This window comes from Streptomyces sp. NPDC048295 (genome assembly GCF_040652135.1).
In the GTDB taxonomy this organism is placed as follows: Bacteria; Actinomycetota; Actinomycetes; order Streptomycetales; family Streptomycetaceae; genus Streptomyces.
On record NZ_JBEZLL010000025.1, the window covers coordinates 76991 to 95750 of the forward strand.

The following is an 18760-nucleotide window of genomic DNA, read 5'->3' on the forward strand; positions in this document are numbered from 1 at the left end:
AGTGGCTGTTGTTCCGCACCGAATACTCCTCGCCGAAACATCTGAATTGAGCTGTTTGCGGTAAAACATCACCACGGGCTGCGGGTACTGGCAGAATCCGGCCCATGACGACTGATCTCCCCGGCCCGCCCCAGGAATCCGTCCGCCCCCTTCTGCGATCCGGTGCCCGCGTCTTCGTCGCGGGCCACCGCGGCCTGGTCGGCGCGGCGCTGGTGCGCCGACTCACCGCCGAGGGGCACGAGGTGATCACCCGCGATCGCGCGCACCTCGATCTGCGCGACGCGGAGCGGACCGGGGCGTTTCTCCGCGGAGCCCGTCCGGACGCCGTGGTGCTGGCCGCCGCCAAGGTCGGCGGGATCATGGCCAACAGCACCTACCCGGTGCAGTTCCTCGAGGACAATCTGCGCATCCAGCTGAGCGTCGTCGCCGGCGCGCACGAGGCCGGGGTCGAGCGGCTGCTCTTCCTCGGCTCGTCCTGCATCTACCCCCGGCTCGCCCCGCAGCCGATCCCGGAAAGCGCCCTGCTCACCGGCGCGTTGGAGCCGACCAACGAGGCGTACGCACTGGCCAAGATCGCCGGAATCGTGCAGACCCGGTCCTACCGCCGGCAGTACGGCGCCTCTTACATCAGCGCCATGCCCACCAACCTCTACGGTCCGGGCGACAACTTCGACCTGGAGACCTCGCACGTCCTGCCCGCGCTGATCCGCCGCTTCCACGAGGCGCGCCGGGACGGCTCGTCCGCGGTGACGCTGTGGGGCTCGGGGAGCCCGCGCCGGGAGTTCCTGCACGTCGACGACCTGGCCGCCGCGTGCCTCCTGCTGCTGGAGCGTTACGACGGCGACGATCCGGTCAACATCGGCTGCGGCACCGACCTGACGATACGTGAACTTGCCGAGACAGTAAGGTATGTGACTGACTTTCAGGGAAACGTCGAATGGGACACGACGAAGCCCGACGGCACCCCCCGCAAACTGCTCGACGTCTCCCGGCTCACGGCGCTCGGTTTCGCGCCGAGGATCGCGCTGCGTGACGGGATCGCCCAGACCTACGCATGGTGGCTGGAGCAGCGGACCGCACGGCTCTGAGCGGGTACGGCCGACCGGCCGGCACGGTTCGCAGACGCGCGGCGGGAGCGTCGGCGCCCTTCCCATCGACGGCCGCCGCTCTCAGTACGCCCCGCGGCCGTCGGTGACGGCACGCAGCGTACGGGCCATGAGTCCCATGTCCGTGGCCACCGACCAGTTGTCGACGTACCACAGATCCAGCGAGACCGTCTCCTGCCAGGACAGGTCCGAGCGGCCGCTGACCTGCCACAGACCGGTCAGTCCCGGCTTCACCGCGAGCCGCCGCAGCTCGCGTTCGTCGTAGCGGGACACCTCCTCCGGCAGCGGAGGGCGTGGACCGACCAGTGACATCTCGCCACGGAGCACATTGAGCAGTTGCGGAAGCTCGTCGAGGGAGGTCCGCCGCAGCAGCCGGCCGATTGCCGTGACCCGTGGATCGCGACGCAACTTGAACATGGGGCCGTCGGCCTCGTTCGCGGCGACGAGCCGTTCCCGCCGGCTCTCGGCGTCGGCCACCATGGTGCGGAACTTCCACATCGTGAATGGCCGGTTGTGCTTCCCGTGGCGGGTCTGGCGGTGGAACACCGGCCCGTCCGAGCCGAGCCGTACCGCCGCCCCGATCAGGACGAGCAGGGGCGCCAGGGTCAGCAGGCCGAGGGCGGCTCCTGCCCGGTCCACGACGGCCTTCAGGGCCGACTGCGGCCCCCGGCGCAGCGGTGGCGCGATATGGAGCAGGGTGAGCCCGGCCGCCGCGGTGGGCCGCACCCGGCCGGCCGCGATGCCCGAGAGCTCCGACAGCACGGACAGCGGGAGCCCGCCGTCGTGCAGCCCCCAGGAGAGCCGGCGCAACCGTTCCCCGGTGAGCCGCGGCCCGGGAACCACCAGCGCCAGGTCCGCGTCCTGGGCGAAGGCCCCGCCCAGCACGGTCGACACATCGTCGTCGGCGGGCGCCGGTGCGAGCCGGCCCGGCACCGGAATCCCGCACTCCAACGCCATCGTCCCCACCGGGACCGCGGCTACGACCGCGTACGGATGGTCCGTACGGGATGCGAGCAGCCGCACGGCGCGCTCCACTCCCGGAGCCTCACCGACCACCAGCACCCGCCGGGACGCCCGCCGCCGGCGCCCCGGCCACGGCAGCCGCCGCAGTGCCTGTGCCGCGATCCCCGCAGACAGGCCTGGCAACAGAGCCGCGACCGCCGTCGCGGGACCGGTCGGATCGCCGGTCACGGTGGACAGCACGGCGAGCAACCCTATGAGCAGCAGCCAGTCGCCGGTCGTGCTCAGCACCCCCGGCGGCCCGCCCGGATGCCGGTCCGAGTACCGGCCCCGCACGGTCCGCAGGCCGGACCACACCAGTGCGGCCAGGACGACCGCCGCGGTCACCGAGGCGCGGGACTGCCCGTCGGTGCGCAGCAAGAACCAGGCCGGCACCCCGAGGCCGAGGAGTTCGGCCCCGGCGACGACCGGTATGCACCGGGCCGTTCCTCTTTTCCCGGTGGCCGGTCCGCCGCGTTCGCGCTGCGCGCTCGGCGCCCTCCACAGCTCGTCGAGTTCGTTGCCGCTAGGCCGGTTCGCGACTGACCGTGGCCGTGGCGCCCCCGCCAGTCCCACGAGCGCTGGTCTGTCCGAATCGGGTAGCTCGACATGCCCCATGAACCCCCCAGTCACAGTTGCATCGTCATAAACGGGGCGCATCCGCCGATCTCATGGACTGACGGATGCGCCCTCGCTCGGTGCACGATATCCACACACGTGCCATTTCGCTGGAGTTCTCGTGAAGTTCAGACATGCACACTGGCTCGGATCTCGTCCTGTTCCGCGCCGGATCTCTGGGTCTGTGGGTAAGTGTTGGCATTTGGAATGCACCTGAATCGGGTTGTGTGCGGACATGTACGCCGGCAACTGCTCGGCCTGCCCACCAGGTTCATCCGCGACGACGTGCTGTCGGGAGACCTTCCCCGGCCAACAAACGAGCGAGCGCGCGAATGGTGACGGCTGGTGGCCGGATCGTTTCGGTGTGATCCGCCGACACGGAGCACCGCCGGGCGGTGATGACGGTGGGACGCGTGGGACTCAGGGGCTGTCGGGTTCGTCCTCGGGCCGGGACGGCCACGCGGCGGCCGCCCTGCCCGGCGCCAGATGGTCCACCACGTCGGCCAGTTCCTCGCAGGCGCGCTCGATCCTCTCCCGGATGTCGCTCTGCTCGGTCACGACCGCCGCGAGGAGCAGCCCGGTCAGAGCCACACAGCCGTTGAACACGGCGAGGTGGACCATCACATGCAGGATGCTCTGGCCCTCGAACGGCCCCACGCCCTGCGTTCCCGCGACCGCGGCCAGGACCGAGAGCAGGAGGGCACAGGGGGCGCTCCCCGCCAGCTGGAAGCGCAGCGCCGCCCAGATGAGCAGCGGAAACGCCAGGTAGATCATCGCCAGTGAGCTCCGGGTGGCCACCAGCGAGACCAGGACGGAGACGATCAGCAGCGTGCTCGCCTCGGCCCACCGGTCGGTGGCCCGCGGCATCCGAAGCCTGCGCAGCACCAGCAGCAGGGGAGTGACCACGAGCACCCCCATCGCGTCCCCCGACCACCACGCGGCCCAGACCGGCCAGAACCCGCTCAGCGGCAGTTTGCCGTCCAGCAGCAGCATGCCCGTGCCCACGGTCGCGCTGATGGACATCCCGGCCAGAGCACCGAGGAAGACCAGCAGGACCCCGTCGCGCAGCCGGTCCAGCCGGCTGCGGAACCCGGCTCTGCGGAGTATGAGGTACGCGCAGACGGGGGCCGCGGTGTTGCCCGCCACGACGGCGAAGGTGGAGGGCGTGACCGAGCCACTGAGCGTGGCGACCACGAGAAAGGAGCCCAGCGCGATGCCGGGCCAGGCGACCGGGCCCAGGTAGATGAGGGCGCCGAGCGCGATGCCCGTCGGTGGCCAGAGCGGTGTGACGACCGCACCGTGGACGGACACCTCCCGGATGAGGCCGAGTCCTCCCGCCGCGTAGTAGGCAGCGGCGACGGCCAGGACACGCAGTACGGTCACGGCCGTACGTCTGGTTCTCTCGCTGCGGATCACACATCTCATCAGACACCGCCCGGACGGGTGGCGGCTGTTTGACACGCTCGGGACCTGCCCGGCGGATCAGGAACGGCCGGTGGCGGGCCCGTGGCGCACCACGAGGACGGCGGCGTCGTCCTGGTGCCCGGTCTGCTCCGCCGCCCGCAGCACCGCGTCGGCCAGCTCGCCGGCGTCGGCGCCGACCCGGGCGCGCACCAGCCGGGTCACCGCGTCCAGTCCCCGGTCGATCGGGAACGAGGGCCCCTCGACCACCCCGTCCGTGACCAGCACGAAGGCCCCCGGGTCCGTCAGCTGCCGCCGGGTGACCGGATACGCCTCGCCCGCCTGGATCCCCAGGGGCAGCCCGCCCTCGTCGCGGGTCACCCCAGAGCGCCCGTCGGCCGTGGCCCACACCGCGGCGACATGCCCGGCGCGGGCGCTGTGCAGTTCCCGGGATTCCGGGTCCAGGCGGACGAACGTACAGGTCGCGAAGAGGCCCGAGCCCGCCGAGACCAGCAGGTCGTTGGTACGGCCCACGACCTCGCCGGGGTCCGTGGCGGTGGCCGCGATCGCCCGCATGGCGATGCGGACCTGGCCCATGAACGCGGCGGCTTCGACGTCATGGCCCTGTACGTCCCCGATGGCGAAGGCCAGCGCACCGTCCGGCAGCTCGAATCCGTCGTACCAGTCGCCGCCGATGTCGAGACCGCTGCGGGCCGGTGTGTACCGGGCGGCCGTCTGGAGCCCGGGGCGGGCGGGCAGCGTCGCGGGGAGCATCTCGCGCTGGAGCACCTCGGCCAGTTCTACCCGCGCCTGATGGAGTTCCACCTGGCGGCGCGCCCGGGAGGTGAGCTGCTGCAGGGTGGTGAGCAGCTCCTCGGCGCTCGCCGAACGGGGAGGACGACGCCGGTTCATGGGCCGCTCCGCACTGCGTTCGTCCGCGCGGCGCACCACGGGGCCGGCCGCGGCGGCGCCTGCCGGGGTGCCGCCGGACCGGATCCCGGTGCGACGGCCGGGCGTCGCCCGCCTTCGGTGGAATTCGACATCCCGCATCCTATTTCGGCGGTGTGATCCCCGCAGGACGAGCCGGAGCGAGCGAACCCGCGCGGGCGGGTGGATGCTGGTGGCAGGACCGCGTCGAGGCGGCGCATCGCGACCGGACGCGGTCGCAGGAGGTGCGCGATGACCCGCACGCTGGAGTGGGAACTCCGCCTCGGTCTGACCGAGGCGGACGGGACGACCAGGGCGGAGGCGGTGCTGGACACCGGCACCACGAAGCTCACCGGACACGGGGTCGCCCGTTGCAACCCGCAGGACGTGGACGTACCCGTGATCGGCGACGAACTCGCGGCGAGCCGAGCCATGAAGGACGTCGCCGCACAGCTGATGAAGGCCGCAGACGAGGAACTCGAGACCGTGGGCGCCGGACCCGTGAGCGGCCCCGTGGCCCCGCCCTACGCATGGTCCGACACCACGGCCTGATCCCCGGGAGCACCTGTGACCCGTATGTCGATGACGGTGGACGGCACACGGTACGCGGACGAGGCGGGACCACGGCTGCCGGCGGTCCACCGCCTCAGGGACCGGCCGGGCCTCACCGGTGCTCGCGTCGGCTGCGACACCGGCAACCGCGGGGCCCGCACCGTCGAGCCGGACGGCGACGGCGTCACCGTCAAGAGCTGCTCCGTACCGGCCGTCCGGGCCGACGGCGGTGAGGCGAGGACCGTCCGGGCCTCGCCCGCGACGGCGGGCGGACACCGCTGCGGACCACGTTCCGCGAACAGCACGCGCTGCAGTGCGGTCACTGCACGCCCGGCATGATCATGGCCGCCCGCCGGCTGCTCGGGGAGAACCCCGACCCCGCGCCAGAGGAGTCCCGCCATGGGCGGGAGAGCGGCCTCTGCCGCTGCACGGGCCACCGGAACATCGTGCGCGCCGTACTGGCGGCAGCCGCCGAGGGGCGCCGCCGCCGCAGGGCCCTCGCAGCCCCGCCCGCGGACACCGGCCGGCCGGGCGACAGGGCGCGGCCCCGCAGGACACCGCCCGGCAGGAGGCAGGGACCGTACGCGGACGCGTGCGTCGAGGGGCACGGCCCGGCGGCCCCGGAGCAGTCGGCCGCCGTGGTGCGGGGGGAGGTCCTCGATGCGTGAGATCCTGCCGGTTCTCGGGCGCTGGTACGCCGCAGGCGAGCCGTTCGGGCTCGCCACCGTCGTCGCGGTCAGCCGCAGCGCGCCGCGCGGCCCCGGCGCGGCGATGGCGGTGGGGCCGGACGACGAGGTCGTGGGCAGTGTCTCCGGCGGCTGCGTCGAGGGCGCGGTCTTCGAACTGGCCAAGGAGGTCGTGGAGACCGGCCGGGCCCGGCTGGAGACCTTCGGGTACAGCGACGAGGACGCCTTCGCCGTCGGACTCACCTGCGGCGGCGAGATCACCCTCCTGGTGCGGCCGGTCACGGCGGCGGACGACCCCGCCTTCGGCGAGGCCGCCGCGGCGGTCGCCGGGCAGAGCCCGGTGGTGGTCGCCACCGTGACCGACGGACCCGCCCCGCGCGGCGCCGCTCTCGCGGTCCGGCCACAGGCCGTTGCGGGGTCACTGGGCGCGAGCGGCCTCGACGCCGCGGTGACCGCCGACGCGCGCGGTGAACTCGCCCAGGGAGCAACGGGGTTGCGGCACTACGGCGCGAACGGCGAACGGCGCCGGGACGACGTCGCCGTGTTCCTCCAGTCGTTCGCCCCGCCGCCCCGGATGCTGGTCTTCGGCGCGATCGACTTCGCCGCGGCGGTGGCCCGGATCGGCGCGTTCCTCGGATACCGGGTCACCGTATGCGACGCCCGCCCCGCCTTCGCCGACCCCCGCCGCTTCCCCGACGGCGCGGAGGTCGTCGTCGACTGGCCGCACCGCTATCTGCGCGACACGGAGACCGACGCGCGGACCGTGCTGTGCGTACTCACGCACGACCCCAAGTTCGACGTCCCGCTGCTGGAGGTGGCGCTGCGCACCCCGGCCGCCTACATCGGTGTGATGGGCAGCCGCCGGACCCACGAGGACCGCATGGCCCGGCTGCGCGGGACGGGTCTGGGCGAAGCCGAACTGGCCCGGCTGCGATCGCCCATCGGCCTCGACATCGGGGCACGCACCCCCGAGGAGGTGGCCGTCTCCATCGCCGCGGAGATCGTGGCCCTGCGCTGGGGCGGCACGGGCAGCCCGCTCACGGACACGGCCGGGGCGATCCACCGCCCGCGGCCGGGATCCGGGTGACCGCGCCGGCTCCATGACCCCGCGGTCCCCCGTGACCGCCGTGATGAGTGAGAGGAGCGGACCGTGCAGCTGCAGAATTCGTTCACCGTGCCGGTCCCGGCCGACGAGGCCTGGCGGGCACTGCTCGACATCGAACACGTCTCGCAGTGCATGCCGGGCACGACCGTGCAGGAGTACGACGGTGACACCGTCAAGGGTTCCATGAAGGTACGGGTGGGCCCGACCACCGTGACGTACCGGGGCACGGCGACCTTCCTGGAGAAGGACGGCGCCGCCCACCGCATGGTCCTGTCCGCCCGGGGCGACGAGCTCCGGGGCCCGGGCACGGCGAGCGCGACGGTGACCGCCGTGCTGACCGGCGGCGACGGCGGGACGACCGTCTCGGTGACCACCGACCTCACCGTCACCGGACGGCCCGCCCGGTTCGGCCGCTGTATGAACGACGTGAGCGACGGACTCGTCGGCCGGTTCGCGGACTGTCTCGCGCAGCGGCTCTCGGCCACGGAGCCGTCCGCACCGGCGCAGCCAGCCGCCGGCACGGCGGACATCGCGCCGACGGGGCGGGCCGAGCCGGTCGGTCTGCTGCGCACGGCGGGCGGACCGGTGGGCAGACGTGTCGCGGGGGCGGCGGCCGTGACCGTACTCGCCGTGCTGGGAGCGCTGCTCGCCCGGCGCTGCTGCCGTTGCGGCGGAGCGTGCCGCACGTGTCATACCCGGTGACCGCCGCCTGAGCCGTAGCGTCGCGTACGGAAGCGACCGCTTCCGCGCTGCCGGGCGACACCATGACACGGGGGACACCATGTGCTGGAGCGCGACCGCCGACCTCGTCGCCGGCACGGGCATCGCCGCCGTCGGTGTGGTGTGCGTCGCCCGGACGCGCCGGGTGCGTGATCTGCCGCTGGCTGCGCTGCCGCTGCTGCTCGGCGCCCACCAGATCATCGAGTCCGCGATCTGGCGCTCGGGCGGCGGCAGTGGCCCAGCCGTCCTGGCCTGGGCGGTCATCGCCCTGCCGCTGCTGCCGTTGTGGATCCCGCTCGGGGTGCTGTGCGCCGCCCCGCCCCGCGCCCGGCGCCGGCTGCTCGTCCCCCTCGCGGCCGGAATCGTGACCGCGGCGCTGCTCGCGTACTGCCTGGCGACCCGACCTGTGAGCGCCGTGATCCGGGGCCACACCCTCGGCTACGCGCTCGACGTCCCCCGCTCCGGACCGCTGGTCGCCGGGTATCTCCTGGCCACGGTCGGCGCCCTGCTCCTGTCCGGGGACCGGCTGCTGAGAGCGCTCGGGGTGCTGGCCGCCGTCGGATCCGTCGTCTGTGCGGCACTGTGGCGTCTGGAGTTCGTCTCGACCTGGTGCGCCTTCGCGGCGTTGTGCTCGGTGGTCCTGCTGTGCCGGACCCGCTCCGGCCCCGCGCCCGGCCCCGTGAGCCCGGCCTGATCCGGAGGCCTAGACCTGCCGGGGCAGGCCGATCGGGTTGGGGAACGGCAGCAGCTCCGCCCCCAGCACCTGCCGGGCCGGCAGCTCCAGGGCGGCGAGCAGTTCGTCCGCCGCGCTCTCGGCGAGGGGACGCAGCAGCCGGGCCGCCAGCCGGTCGGTGGTGTCCTCGACGAGCTCCCTTTCCCGGTGGCCGCGTGGGGTGATGCCCGACTCCGCGTCGATCAGGCCGCGCGAGCGGAGCCGCTCCTCGGCGTCCGCCCACTCCGCCTCGGTCCAGCCGCGGTCGAGCCGGATGCCCTCGCGCGGGACGCGGTCCGTGGCGGCGGCGAGGACGAGTGCCTCGGGCGCGTCGAGACCGTGGTCGGCGAGGGCCGAGACATGTGAGTCGCCTCGGAACTCCCTCAGTGCGGTGGTGAGTTGCCAGAGGTTCTCCACCGGATCGGTGCGGTCGCACAGCGGGCGGTTGGCGGTGAACAGCGGGCGGGCGAGCGGCGAGGCGTCCGCCACCATCGCGGCGAGCGGCGGATTGAGCCGGCCGGCGAGGGAGTCGACCCCGGGTACCAGGCGGCGCAGCGCACGGGCGGCGAGCCGGGCGCGGAGGTCGATGAGTTTCTCGGGGGTGACGACCCGCCACGCGTCGGGCAGTGTGCGGGCCACCATGCCTGGTGCGAAGACCCCCAGCACAGCGGTGGCGGCCTCGGGGCCGATACGCCCCATCGGGGCCGTACGGGTGGCGAAGTACCCCATCCAGAAGCCCTTGAGGCCGACGGACTTCCCGATGCCCCGGCACTCCTCGTCGAAGTAGATCACTGCGTGGAGGGGCTCGGTACGCAGCCACAGCGTGCGGGGTCTCGACTCCATGGGGCCAACTTAACCCGCGACCTGGGCGACGGGCGGGCGCGAGCCGCCGTGCGACCCGGGCCCGCCCGCACGGCTCAGCCGCCGGTGCCGAAGTGCCGGTCCACGATCGCCGCCGCGTCGGTGCCGTGCGGCAGGACGCCGTACTGGTGACCGCGCGCCTCGCCGAGCCGGGCGGCCACGAACGCCTCGGCCGAGGCCGCGGGAGCGTGACGGAGCATCAGCGAGGCCTGCAGGGCCAGCGCCATGCCTTCGACCGACGCCCGGGCCCGGGTCTGCGCCGTGAGCGGGTCGAGCAGGTCCTCGGCGAGCTCCCGGCGCACCCGGCGGATGTGCGCGTCCAGCACGGGGCTGGCGCCTGCCGTGGTCTCCAGCTCGGCCCAGAAGGCGTCCAGCGACTGCGGTGTCTTTCCGATGCCGCGCAGCACATCGAGCGCGATGACGTTGCCGGACCCCTCCCACACGGCCATCACCGGCTGCTCGCGGTAGCGCCGGGCGAGCGGCCAGTCCTCGGTGTAGCCGTTGCCGCCCAGGCACTCCAGCGCCTCGTAGGCGTGGTGCGGGCCGCGCTTGCAGATCCAGTACTTGGACACCGCGGTGGCCAGCCGGCGGAACATCTCCCCGGACTCGCCGCTGCCGCTCTCGTACGCATGGGCCAGCCGCAGTGAGGTCCAGGTCGCTGCCTCCGTCTCCAGCGCCAGGTCGGCGAGGACCGCCGTCATGGCCGGCTGGTCGGCCAGCCGGGCACCGAAGGCGCTGCGGTGCCGTGCGTGCCAGATCGCCTCCGACACCGACTGGCGCATGCCGGAGGTGGTGCCGAGCACACAGTCGAGCCGGGTGTGGTCGACCATCTCGATGATGGTCGGGACACCCCGGCCGGGCTCGCCGATCCTTACCGCCCACGTGCCGTCGAACTCCACCTCGGAGGAGGCGTTCGACTTGTTGCCGAGCTTGTTCTTCAGCCGCTGGATGCGGACGGTGTTGCGGGTGCCGTCGGCCAGAACCCGCGGTACGAGGAAACAGGTGAGCCCGGCCTCGGCCTGGGCCAGCACCAGGAAGGCGTCCGACTGGGGGGCGGAGAAGAACCACTTGTGGCCGGTCAGCAGATGGGCCCGGCCCTCGGGGTCGGAGGCCAGCGGGACGGCCCGCGTGGTGTTGGCGCGTACGTCGGAGCCGCCCTGCTTCTCCGTCATCCCCATGCCGAAGGTGAGACCGGACTTCTCGGCCGGGGCGATCAGGCGGGGGTCGTACGAGCGGCTGAGCAGTCCCGGCAGCCAGTCCCGGCCCACCTCCGGATCGCGTTGCAGAACCGGGACCACGGCGTGCGACATGGACATCGGACAGCCGTGGCCGGGTTCGATCTGGGTGAACAGCATGAACGTCGCGGCCCGCGCCACCGCCGCCCCGGGCTTCGGGTCGGCCCAGCCCGCGGTGTGCGCGCCATGGCTTACGGCCGCGCCAATGATCTCGTGGTACGCGGGGTGGAAGTCGATCTCGTCGACGCGGTTGCCGTACCGGTCGTGGGTGCGCAGGGCGGGCGGCGAGGTGTGGGCGAGCTCGGTGGCGGTCTGGAAGCGCCCGGAGCCGACCAGGGTGCCGATCTCGTGCAGTTCCGGTTCGTGCCAGGCCGCGCCGAAGGTACGGACGGCCTCGGCCAGCGGGAGGTTGGTGCCGTACTCGTCGAGGTCCCTCCGGGGCGGTGCCTGGTTGGTGACCTCGTGGGTGGGGTGCGGTGCGGGGGCCCCGGGCGGCAGGTCGGTCCGGTGCTGGGCGACGGTCATGGTGGGGGGTCCTGTCCTGTCCTGGGTCGACGGCCGGGGGATCGGGGCGGGCGGCAGGTGTTCAGGCGCCTTCGGCGCCGACCGCTCTGAGGCACAGCGTGGTGATGTTCTCCACGACCGGTTCCGGGTCGGTCCGCGCGCCGACCGGCGACAGCGGGCCGAGCAATGCCTCGCCGACTGCCCCGATCACGGCTGCTGCTGACAACTGGGCGTTCTGCGGTGGCAGTTCACCCGCGGATATACCGGCGACGATGACCGTTTCGGCGAGGAGGTGGTAGCCGCGCCGGTAGGTGAGCCGCTCCTCCTCGACGAGTGGGTCGACCGGCTCCGCCAGCAGCGCCCAGGCCGTACGGGGGCTGCGCAGCGCGCGGTACGAGAAGACCTCGACGAGCGCCCGCAGCTGTTCGCCGGCACCGCTGTGTGCCCGCACCGCCTCCCGTACGGCGCTGAGCTCATGGCCCGCCACATGCCGGAAGACCGCGGCGAGCAGCTCCTGCTTGGAGGAGAAGTGGTTGTACACGCTTCCGGTGGCGATGCCGGCCCGCCGGGCGAGCGCGGAGATGCTGGCCGCCGGGTATCCGCCCTCGGCGAGCAGCTCCCGCGCCGCGTCGAGCAGCCGTTCGCGATGGGCGATCCGGGTCGCCTCCGTGCGGGCGGTGGGCCGGTAGGCCATGGTCTGAACCTCGATTCATATCTTCTGTTGTTCAGCCAACCACTGTTGCTCCCCGGGTGCAATGGCCCGGAGCGGAATTGGTCCCGCCGGTTCAGCGGACGTCGGTGGCGGACCCGAGCTCCTGCTCGGTCCACAGGGTCTTGCCGTCGGTGCCGTACCGGATGCCCCAGTGGGCGGCGAGCCGGGAGACGATGAACAGTCCGCGCCCGCCCTCGTCGATGGTGCGGGCGTGGCGCAGATGGGGTGCTACCGGGCTGCTGTCATGGACTTCGCAGGTGAGCGTGCGGTCCAGGATCAGGCGCAGGCGCAGGGGAGGGGTGCCGTAGCGCACCGCGTTGGTGACCAGTTCGCTCACGATGAGTTCGGTCGCCTCGATCGTCTCCTCGTCGAGGTGCCAGCCGTCGAGCCGGTCGCGCACGAGTGCGCGGGCGATGCCGGGCGTGGTCCGGTCCTGGGACAGCTCCCAGGCCGCGACCCGGTCCGGCGGGACCACGCCGGTGCGGGCGAGGAGCAGGGCGGCGCCCCCGGGGTGCGCGTCGGCCGGGAGGTGGTAGACCACGTCGTCGCACAGGTCCTGCAGGCTTCGACCGGGACCGGCCGGCTCCTCGCGCGGGCCGGTCGAGTGGCGGCCCGCGGGCATGGGCGCGCCGGAGAAGAACGCCAGGACGCTGCCCTCGCCGAGTTCGAAGGTGGCGGTGGCGAAGGGGGCGGTGTCGCCGGAGAAGAGCCGGGGACCCTCGGGGACGTCCAGGGGCGTCGTGGTGCCGTCGGGTGCCATCAGGGCCGGTGTCGCGTTCCCCGCCCGCGCGATGGTGCAGGTGCCGGAGAACGGGTCGTGGACGGCGTACATGCAGGTGGCCGTCAGCGACTGCCCGAGCAGCCGGTCCGCGGGCGGCAGCCCCGCCCGGTCCCTGGCGAGCCGGGCGGCGGTGTCGGCCAGCCGGGCGAGCACCTCGTCGGGTTCCAGGTCGAGTCCGGCCAGCGCGTGGATGGCGGTCCGCAGCTGGCCCATGGTGATGGCCGTCTGGAGCCCCGGCCCCTCGACGGCGCCGACGACCAGGGCGGTGCGGGCTCCGGAGAGGCCGATGGTGTCGAACCAGGAGCCGCTGTTGCGCCCGGGCAGCAGGACATGGGCGGTCTCCACGGCGGCGTGGTCGCTGTCGCGCTGCGGAAGGAGCCGGCGCTGGACCGTCGAGGCGATCACATGGTCGCGCTCGTACTGCCGTGCGTTGTCGATGCTGAGGGCGACATGGGCGGCGGCCGTCAGTGTCAGCGGGAGGTCGTTCTCCTCGAAGGGCTCCGAGTCCCGGCACCGGTAGAAACTGACCAGGCCGAGTACCGCACCGTGCAGCTTCAGCGGAACCACGATCATGGAATGCGCCCCGATCGCCTCGATCAGCCGCGCGCTGCCGGGGGCCGTGCCCAGCCAGGGCGTCCGGGCGGTGATCCGGACCAGCCGGGGCCGCAGATCCGACACGGCCAGGGCGTAGGGCGTACGGGCGGGCAGCCGGCGCATCTCACCGACGAGCCCGTCCCGCTGCCCGTCGGCGCCGAGCCCCCGGAGCGCGGCGCGGCGCAACGGCACATCGTGCCCCAGCGGCCCCGGTGGCGGATCCGCCCCCCGCAGGACCTCGTCCACCACCTCGACGACGGCGAAGTCGGCGAACACCGGCACCACGGATTCGACGAGTCCTTCGCAGGTGGCGGCCACATCGAGCGACCTGCCCACCCGGGTGCGCACCGCGGTCAGGCACGCGGACCGGGTGCGCGCCTTCTCCTGCTCGTCGACATCGACGACCGTGGCCAGCAGCCCGAGCTTCCGCCCCCGGGCGTCGTCCAGCCGGTAGACGGACACCTTGAGGCTGCGATCGGGGCCGGGCGCGTCCATGAGCCGCCCGCGTATCACGCGGTTGCGCACGGCCACGCCGCTGTGCAGCACTGCGCGCAGCATCCGTTCCGCCTCGTGCGGCCTCTCCAGCCGGTACGCGTCGGTGAAGTAGTGCCCGGCGAGGTCCTCGGCGGGAACGGCGTCGGAGAGGACGTTCGCCCGGATCACCCGCAGCCGCGCGTCCAGAACATGCAGTCCCACGGCGGACTGGGCGAACAGGGTGTTCAGGATCGCCGACGTCATCCCGTCGGCCTTCTCCCGCGCGGGGACCGGTGCACCGGCGTCCGACACGGACTCACCCCCATCAGGCTGCGCCCCCTGCCCGGATCGGCAGGTAGGGAAAGCGTCGGTGCACCGCGCGGACTCCGCCACCGGAGGGGCGCCGGACGGGGTGAACCGCGGCCGGCACGGCGTGCCACCCGGGGGCCCCGGGCGCGACTCCCGTACTTCGTCCGGGGTTCACCGGATGGTTCCGGAATCAAGCAATCCTCCTGGAGGCGGCCCCGCGGTCCGGCCCCGGACCGCCGCCGCCCCGCACGAAGGAGAACGACGCGTCATGTCCCACCCCGTGCCCGAATGGGCCGACCCCCAGGTTCCCGCGGAGTCGCTCGACCCCCAGGGACTCAGCCGCCGAGGGCTGATGCGTCGCGCCGGGCTGTTCGGCGCGGCCTTCGCCGCCGCCTCGCTGCCGCTGCCCGCTGTGGCCGACAGCCGGGGAAGCCGGTCCCCCGGGCACGGTCACGCCCCGGACCTGGTCTATCTGGTCGGCGACCACCACAACCACTCCGTGTACAGCCACGACGCCAAGTACACGTTCTCCCAACTCGCCTCAGCAGGCCAGAAGTTCGGCCTCGACTGGATGGTCTTCACCGAGCACAGCAATATCGGCCACGCCGAGTTCGGCGCCGCGCAGGAGCACCGGGAGATCCTCAGGGCCCGCGCCGACAACAAGCGCATGCTGATCTTCCAGGGGCTGGAGTGGTACATCCCCGGGGCCGAGCACTGCACCGTCTTCTCACCGCCCGGACGGCACGAGGTCGACCTCCTCACCCGTTTCGAGGAGGCCTTCGACGGCAAGCTGCTCGGCTACACGGCCGGCGCCCCGACGCACCCCGACACCCCGCGGAACGAGGCCCACGCGGTCAAGGCCCTCAAGTGGCTGGCCGAACAGCGCCGCACCCGCTACGTCGACGACGTACTCGTCCTCGCCAACCACCCCATGCGCCTCGGCATCGACTCCCCGCACGAGATGCGCGGCTGGCGCGACGCCGCCCCCCAGATCATGATCGGCATGGAGGGTGCCCCCGGTGCCCAGGCCGGGGCGATACCGGGCTGGCACCCGGACACCAACGTCCGGGGCGAGTACAGCAATTCACCGTCCGCCGACTCCTGGCCCGGCTATCCGCGCGAGGCCTATGTCACCTACGGCGGGTTCGACTGGGCCACCGCGACCGTCGGTGGCCTGTGGGACGCGATGCTGGCGGAGGGCAAGCTCTTCACGATCACCTCCAACTCCGACGTCCACCGCGTCGCCCAGGACACCTGGGTCAACGGCGCGTGGCCGCCCGGCCGGGACTTCGACAACACCGGCCACCTCCCCGACCCGTACAACACCACCGAACCGCAGCCCGGCGGCGACTTCTGGCCCGGCCAGTTCAGCCGTACCCACGTCGGCGTCACCCGGTACGGCTACCGGAACGTGATGGAAGGACTGCGGGCCGGCCGGGTCTGGGTCGACCACGGCCACCTCATCGACGGCATCGACGTCAAGGTGCGCGGCGAGCACGGCAACAGCGCCACGCTCGGCGGCCGGCTGCGCGCCCGGCGCGGCGAGCGGCTCACCCTCACCGTCACGGTGACCGCCGCGTCCCGCCGCAACCCCTACGGTGTGCTGCCGCGTCTGGAGCACGTCGACGTCATCCGCGGCGCGGTCCGCGGACCGGCCGCCGACCGCGACGACTGGCGCGCCCCCGACACCCGCCTCGCCCACACCGCCGACGTCTCCGGACGCCGTGGCACGTACACCCTGCGCATCCCGGTCGGCCGCGCGGACGAGCCGTTCTACCTGCGGCTGCGCGGCAGCGACGGCAAGCGCCACGGCAAGGGGTTCCTCGGCGCGGCGATCGACCCGCACGGCCCGCTGCCGCACGAGCCGGGCCAGGGGAATCCGTGGCTGGACACCTGGTTCTACACCAACCCGGTCTTCGTGGACGTCGTGCGCTGAGCCCGCGGAGCCGGCCGGGGCGGCCCGGAGACCGCCCCGGCCGTGCTCAGGACTTCAGCGCCGCGGAGACCACGGCCCTGGCCTCCTCCTGCACCCGCGCCAGATGGCCGGCGCCCAGGAACGACTCCGCGTAGATCTTGTACACGTCCTCGGTGCCGGAGGGGCGCGCGGCGAACCAGGCGTTCTCGGTGGTCACCTTGATGCCGCCGATCGGCGCTCCGTTGCCGGGCGCCTCGGTCAGCACGGCCGTGACCGGCTCACCGGCCAGCGTGTCGGCGGTGACCTGCTCGGGGGAGAGGCGCGCGAGGACCGCCTTCTGCTCGCGGTCGGCGGGAGCGTCGATCCGGGCGTACGCGGGCTCACCGAACCGGGCGGTGAGCGCCGAGTAGTGCTCGGACGGGGACTTGCCCGTCACCGCGAGGATCTCCGAGGCCAGCAGCGCCAGGAGGATGCCGTCCTTGTCGGTCGTCCACACCGAACCGTCGCGGCGCAGGAACGAGGCCCCGGCCGACTCCTCGCCGCCGAACCCGAGCGAACCGTCGGCCAGACCGTCCACGAACCACTTGAAGCCGACCGGCACTTCGACCAGCTCACGGCCGAGACCCGCGGCGACCCGGTCGATCATGCCCGACGAGACCAGCGTCTTGCCGACCCCCGCGGAAGCCGGCCACTGCTCGCGGTGGGCGTACAGGTAGTCGATGGCGACGGCGAGGTAGTGGTTCGGGTTCATCAGCCCGGCGTCCGGGGTCACGATGCCGTGCCGGTCGGAGTCGGCGTCGTTCCCGGTCGCGATCTGGAAGCGATCCCGCTGCCCGATCAGCGAGGCCATCGCGTACGGGGACGAGCAGTCCATCCGGATCTTCCCGTCCCAGTCCAGCGTCATGAACCGCCAGGTGGGGTCGGTCAGCGGATTGACCACCGTCAGATCGAGCCGGTGCTCCTCGGCGATCCGGCCCCAGTACGCGACCGACGCACCGCCCAACGGGTCGGCGCCGATGCGCACTCCGGCCGTACGGATCGCGTCCAGGTCGAGCACGGACGGCAGGTCGGCCACGTACGTGCCCAGGAAGTCGTACGTCCCGGTGGTCGACGCCGCCCGTGCGCGGGCGTACGGCAGCCGGCGCACGTCCTTCATCCCGCCCGCGATGATCTCGTTGGCCCGTTCCTGGATCCAGCCGGTGGCGTCGGACCCGGCGGGACCGCCGTTCGGCGGGTTGTACTTGAACCCGCCGTCGCCGGGCGGGTTGTGGGACGGGGTGACCACCACACCGTCGGCGAGGTGCCCCTTGCGGCCCCGGTTGTGGCCGAGGACGGCGTGCGAGACCGCCGGGGTCGGGGTGTAGCCGTCGGCCGGATCGATGAGCACCGTCACGTCGTTGGCGGCGAACACCTCGACGGCGGTGATCCGGGCAGGTTCCGACAGTGCATGGGTGTCGGCGCCGAGGAAGAGCGGTCCGTCCGTGCCCTGGAGCGCCCGGTACTCGCTGATGGCCTGGCTGGTGGCGGCGATGTGGTCCTCGTTGAACGCGGTGGCCGTCGACGACCCGCGGTGACCGGAGGTACCGAACGCCACCCGCTGGCCCGGCTCGGCCGGGTCCGGGTGCAGCGTGTAGTACGCCGTCACCAGCCGGGCCACATCGATGAGATCCTCCGGGCGGGCCGGCTGTCCAGCTCGTTCGTGCGGCATCTGCCACTCCTCCGTGTCGGTCGCTGCGATCTTCCCCCGCCACATTTTCGCGGGTGCTCCGCACCGCTTCGCGACCGCCCCGCCCGGACGGGCCGAATCCCGCTGGCGGATCCGACGGGCTCCGGCATAGGTTCGTCCACGATCACGAGCGGTTCACCACCGGACCGTGCGGGGCGGCGGGTTTCCGCCCGGACCAGGAGAGAAGAGATGGCACCGAACGATCCCGCACCGGACGGCGGGATACTGCTGCGCGGCGCAACCGCCGAGGACGCCGGGCCGCTGACCCGGCTCTTCCTCGCCTCGCGCGCCGAGTCCATGCCGTACCTGCCGAAGGTGCACAGCGACGAGGACACCCTCGCCTGGATGACCCACGTGGTCCTGCCCGGAACGACGGTGCGGATCGCCGAGACCGGCACCGGGGAGCTGCTGGGCTTCGCCTCCCTGGACGGAACCGAGCTGGAACACCTCTATCTGCGCCCCGACGTACGGCGCCGGGGCATCGGCACACGGCTCCTGGCCGATGTGCGTGAACGCGCGGCCGAGGAGCTCACGCTGTACGTCTTCCAGCGCAACACGGACGCCCGGGCCTTCTACGAGCGGCACGGTTTCACCGCGGTCGGCTTCGACGACGGCGGCCGCAACGAGGAGAACGAACCGGACGTCAGATACCGGTGGACGGCGCACGGCTGACCCGGTCCGCCGCACGGACGGGGATCCGGCCGAAGGTCACGGTGTCGCTCTCTGCCACCTGCGGCGGCTGACCTGGCCGTCCCCGCGCCGGCGTGCTCGCCCTCACCAGCGCACCGGCGGGCCGGCCGCGACCGCAGGGCCGCCCGTACCG

The 18760-nt window shown here is 72.9% G+C and carries 17 protein-coding genes; 9 read left to right on the plus strand and 8 right to left on the minus strand.

The features are described 5' to 3' along the window. Window positions 1-104: 104 nt before the first annotated feature. A complete protein-coding gene (locus AB0D53_RS30715) occupies window positions 105-1088 on the plus strand; it encodes a GDP-L-fucose synthase (RefSeq protein WP_362452340.1) in 984 nt (327 codons plus the stop codon). 81 nt (window positions 1089-1169) lie between these two features. Here AB0D53_RS30715 and AB0D53_RS30720 read toward each other — a convergent pair whose 3' ends face one another. The 3 genes from AB0D53_RS30720 to AB0D53_RS30730 all read right to left on the minus strand — a co-directional run bounded on the left by AB0D53_RS30720 (window position 1170) and on the right by AB0D53_RS30730 (window position 5036). Next, a complete protein-coding gene (locus AB0D53_RS30720; RefSeq protein WP_362452341.1) occupies window positions 1170-2681 on the minus strand; it encodes an exopolysaccharide biosynthesis polyprenyl glycosylphosphotransferase in 1512 nt (503 codons plus the stop codon). A gap of 462 nt (window positions 2682-3143) precedes the next feature. Then, entirely contained in the window at window positions 3144-4139 is a 996-nt protein-coding gene (locus tag AB0D53_RS30725) for an MASE1 domain-containing protein (protein WP_362452342.1), read from the minus strand. Between the two features lie 66 nt (window positions 4140-4205). Next, window positions 4206-5036, minus strand: a complete 831-nt coding sequence (locus AB0D53_RS30730; RefSeq protein ID WP_362452343.1) for a PP2C family protein-serine/threonine phosphatase — start codon at window positions 5034-5036, stop codon at window positions 4206-4208. Between the two features lie 267 nt (window positions 5037-5303). Between AB0D53_RS30730 and AB0D53_RS30735 the strand changes: the two genes are divergently transcribed. The 6 genes from AB0D53_RS30735 to AB0D53_RS30760 all read left to right on the plus strand — a co-directional run bounded on the left by AB0D53_RS30735 (window position 5304) and on the right by AB0D53_RS30760 (window position 8808). Then, window positions 5304-5603 carry a DUF1876 domain-containing protein gene (locus AB0D53_RS30735; RefSeq protein WP_362452344.1) on the plus strand — a complete coding sequence of 100 codons (300 nt, stop codon included), beginning with the start codon at window positions 5304-5306 and terminating at the stop codon, window positions 5601-5603. Window positions 5604-5618: 15 nt separating this feature from the next. Beyond that, the gene (locus AB0D53_RS30740) at window positions 5619-5942 is read left to right on the plus strand and encodes a hypothetical protein (RefSeq protein ID WP_362452345.1); all 324 of its coding nucleotides are present in this window, start codon (window positions 5619-5621) and stop codon (window positions 5940-5942) included. Further along, a complete protein-coding gene (locus AB0D53_RS30745; protein WP_362452419.1) occupies window positions 5912-6271 on the plus strand; it encodes a 2Fe-2S iron-sulfur cluster-binding protein in 360 nt (119 codons plus the stop codon). The genes AB0D53_RS30740 and AB0D53_RS30745 overlap by 31 nt, the downstream gene beginning before the upstream one ends. After that, window positions 6264-7376 carry an XdhC/CoxI family protein gene (locus tag AB0D53_RS30750; protein WP_362452347.1) on the plus strand — a complete coding sequence of 371 codons (1113 nt, stop codon included), beginning with the start codon at window positions 6264-6266 and terminating at the stop codon, window positions 7374-7376. Before AB0D53_RS30745 ends, AB0D53_RS30750 begins: the two co-directional genes overlap by 8 nt. 63 nt (window positions 7377-7439) lie before the next feature. Beyond that, window positions 7440-8096 carry an SRPBCC family protein gene (locus tag AB0D53_RS30755; RefSeq protein ID WP_362452348.1) on the plus strand — a complete coding sequence of 219 codons (657 nt, stop codon included), beginning with the start codon at window positions 7440-7442 and terminating at the stop codon, window positions 8094-8096. Between the two features lie 79 nt (window positions 8097-8175). Next, the gene (locus AB0D53_RS30760; RefSeq protein ID WP_362452349.1) at window positions 8176-8808 is read left to right on the plus strand and encodes a DUF6629 family protein; all 633 of its coding nucleotides are present in this window, start codon (window positions 8176-8178) and stop codon (window positions 8806-8808) included. Between the two features lie 9 nt (window positions 8809-8817). Here AB0D53_RS30760 and AB0D53_RS30765 read toward each other — a convergent pair whose 3' ends face one another. The 4 genes from AB0D53_RS30765 to AB0D53_RS30780 all read right to left on the minus strand — a co-directional run bounded on the left by AB0D53_RS30765 (window position 8818) and on the right by AB0D53_RS30780 (window position 14251). Next, entirely contained in the window at window positions 8818-9669 is an 852-nt protein-coding gene (locus AB0D53_RS30765; RefSeq protein WP_362452350.1) for a hypothetical protein, read from the minus strand. Window positions 9670-9743: 74 nt separating this feature from the next. Next, window positions 9744-11447, minus strand: a complete 1704-nt coding sequence (locus AB0D53_RS30770; RefSeq protein ID WP_362452351.1) for an acyl-CoA dehydrogenase family protein — start codon at window positions 11445-11447, stop codon at window positions 9744-9746. Between the two features lie 61 nt (window positions 11448-11508). Continuing rightward, window positions 11509-12120, minus strand: coding sequence for a TetR/AcrR family transcriptional regulator (locus tag AB0D53_RS30775; protein WP_362452352.1), 612 nt, complete (start codon window positions 12118-12120; stop codon window positions 11509-11511). A gap of 91 nt (window positions 12121-12211) precedes the next feature. Then, entirely contained in the window at window positions 12212-14251 is a 2040-nt protein-coding gene (locus AB0D53_RS30780) for a SpoIIE family protein phosphatase (protein WP_362452420.1), read from the minus strand. A 313-nt stretch (window positions 14252-14564) separates the two neighbouring features. Here AB0D53_RS30780 and AB0D53_RS30785 point away from each other — a divergent pair, with 313 nt between their 5' ends. Further along, on the plus strand, window positions 14565-16232 hold the full coding sequence (locus AB0D53_RS30785) for a PHP domain-containing protein (protein ID WP_362452353.1): 1668 nt from the start codon (window positions 14565-14567) through the stop codon (window positions 16230-16232). Window positions 16233-16278: 46 nt separating this feature from the next. Here the strand turns inward: AB0D53_RS30785 and pgm are convergent, their stop codons facing one another. Further along, window positions 16279-17919 (minus strand): phosphoglucomutase (alpha-D-glucose-1,6-bisphosphate-dependent), encoded by a 1641-nt coding sequence (gene pgm / locus AB0D53_RS30790; RefSeq protein ID WP_362452354.1) that lies wholly within the window; start codon window positions 17917-17919, stop codon window positions 16279-16281. A gap of 207 nt (window positions 17920-18126) precedes the next feature. On the opposite strand from pgm, the gene AB0D53_RS30795 reads away from it, so the two are divergent. After that, on the plus strand, window positions 18127-18609 hold the full coding sequence (locus AB0D53_RS30795; RefSeq protein WP_362452356.1) for a GNAT family N-acetyltransferase: 483 nt from the start codon (window positions 18127-18129) through the stop codon (window positions 18607-18609). Window positions 18610-18760: the final 151 nt, after the last annotated feature.

Bases quoted from the DNA above. Each gene is read 5' to 3' on its own strand.
- AB0D53_RS30730 (WP_362452343.1), bottom strand. From the start codon at position 5,036: ATGAACCGGCGTCGTCCTCCCCGTTCGGCGAGCGCCGAGGAGCTGCTC.
- AB0D53_RS30715 (WP_362452340.1), top strand. From the start codon at position 105: ATGACGACTGATCTCCCCGGCCCGCCCCAGGAATCCGTCCGCCCCCTT.
- AB0D53_RS30785 (WP_362452353.1), top strand. From the start codon at position 14,565: ATGTCCCACCCCGTGCCCGAATGGGCCGACCCCCAGGTTCCCGCGGAG.
- AB0D53_RS30760 (WP_362452349.1), top strand. From the start codon at position 8,176: ATGTGCTGGAGCGCGACCGCCGACCTCGTCGCCGGCACGGGCATCGCC.
- AB0D53_RS30780 (WP_362452420.1), bottom strand. From the start codon at position 14,251: ATGACGTCGGCGATCCTGAACACCCTGTTCGCCCAGTCCGCCGTGGGA.
- AB0D53_RS30765 (WP_362452350.1), bottom strand. From the start codon at position 9,669: ATGGAGTCGAGACCCCGCACGCTGTGGCTGCGTACCGAGCCCCTCCAC.
- AB0D53_RS30735 (WP_362452344.1), top strand. From the start codon at position 5,304: ATGACCCGCACGCTGGAGTGGGAACTCCGCCTCGGTCTGACCGAGGCG.
- AB0D53_RS30795 (WP_362452356.1), top strand. From the start codon at position 18,127: ATGGCACCGAACGATCCCGCACCGGACGGCGGGATACTGCTGCGCGGC.
- AB0D53_RS30750 (WP_362452347.1), top strand. From the start codon at position 6,264: ATGCGTGAGATCCTGCCGGTTCTCGGGCGCTGGTACGCCGCAGGCGAG.
- AB0D53_RS30775 (WP_362452352.1), bottom strand. From the start codon at position 12,120: ATGGCCTACCGGCCCACCGCCCGCACGGAGGCGACCCGGATCGCCCAT.
- pgm (WP_362452354.1), bottom strand. From the start codon at position 17,919: ATGCCGCACGAACGAGCTGGACAGCCGGCCCGCCCGGAGGATCTCATC.
- AB0D53_RS30770 (WP_362452351.1), bottom strand. From the start codon at position 11,447: ATGACCGTCGCCCAGCACCGGACCGACCTGCCGCCCGGGGCCCCCGCA.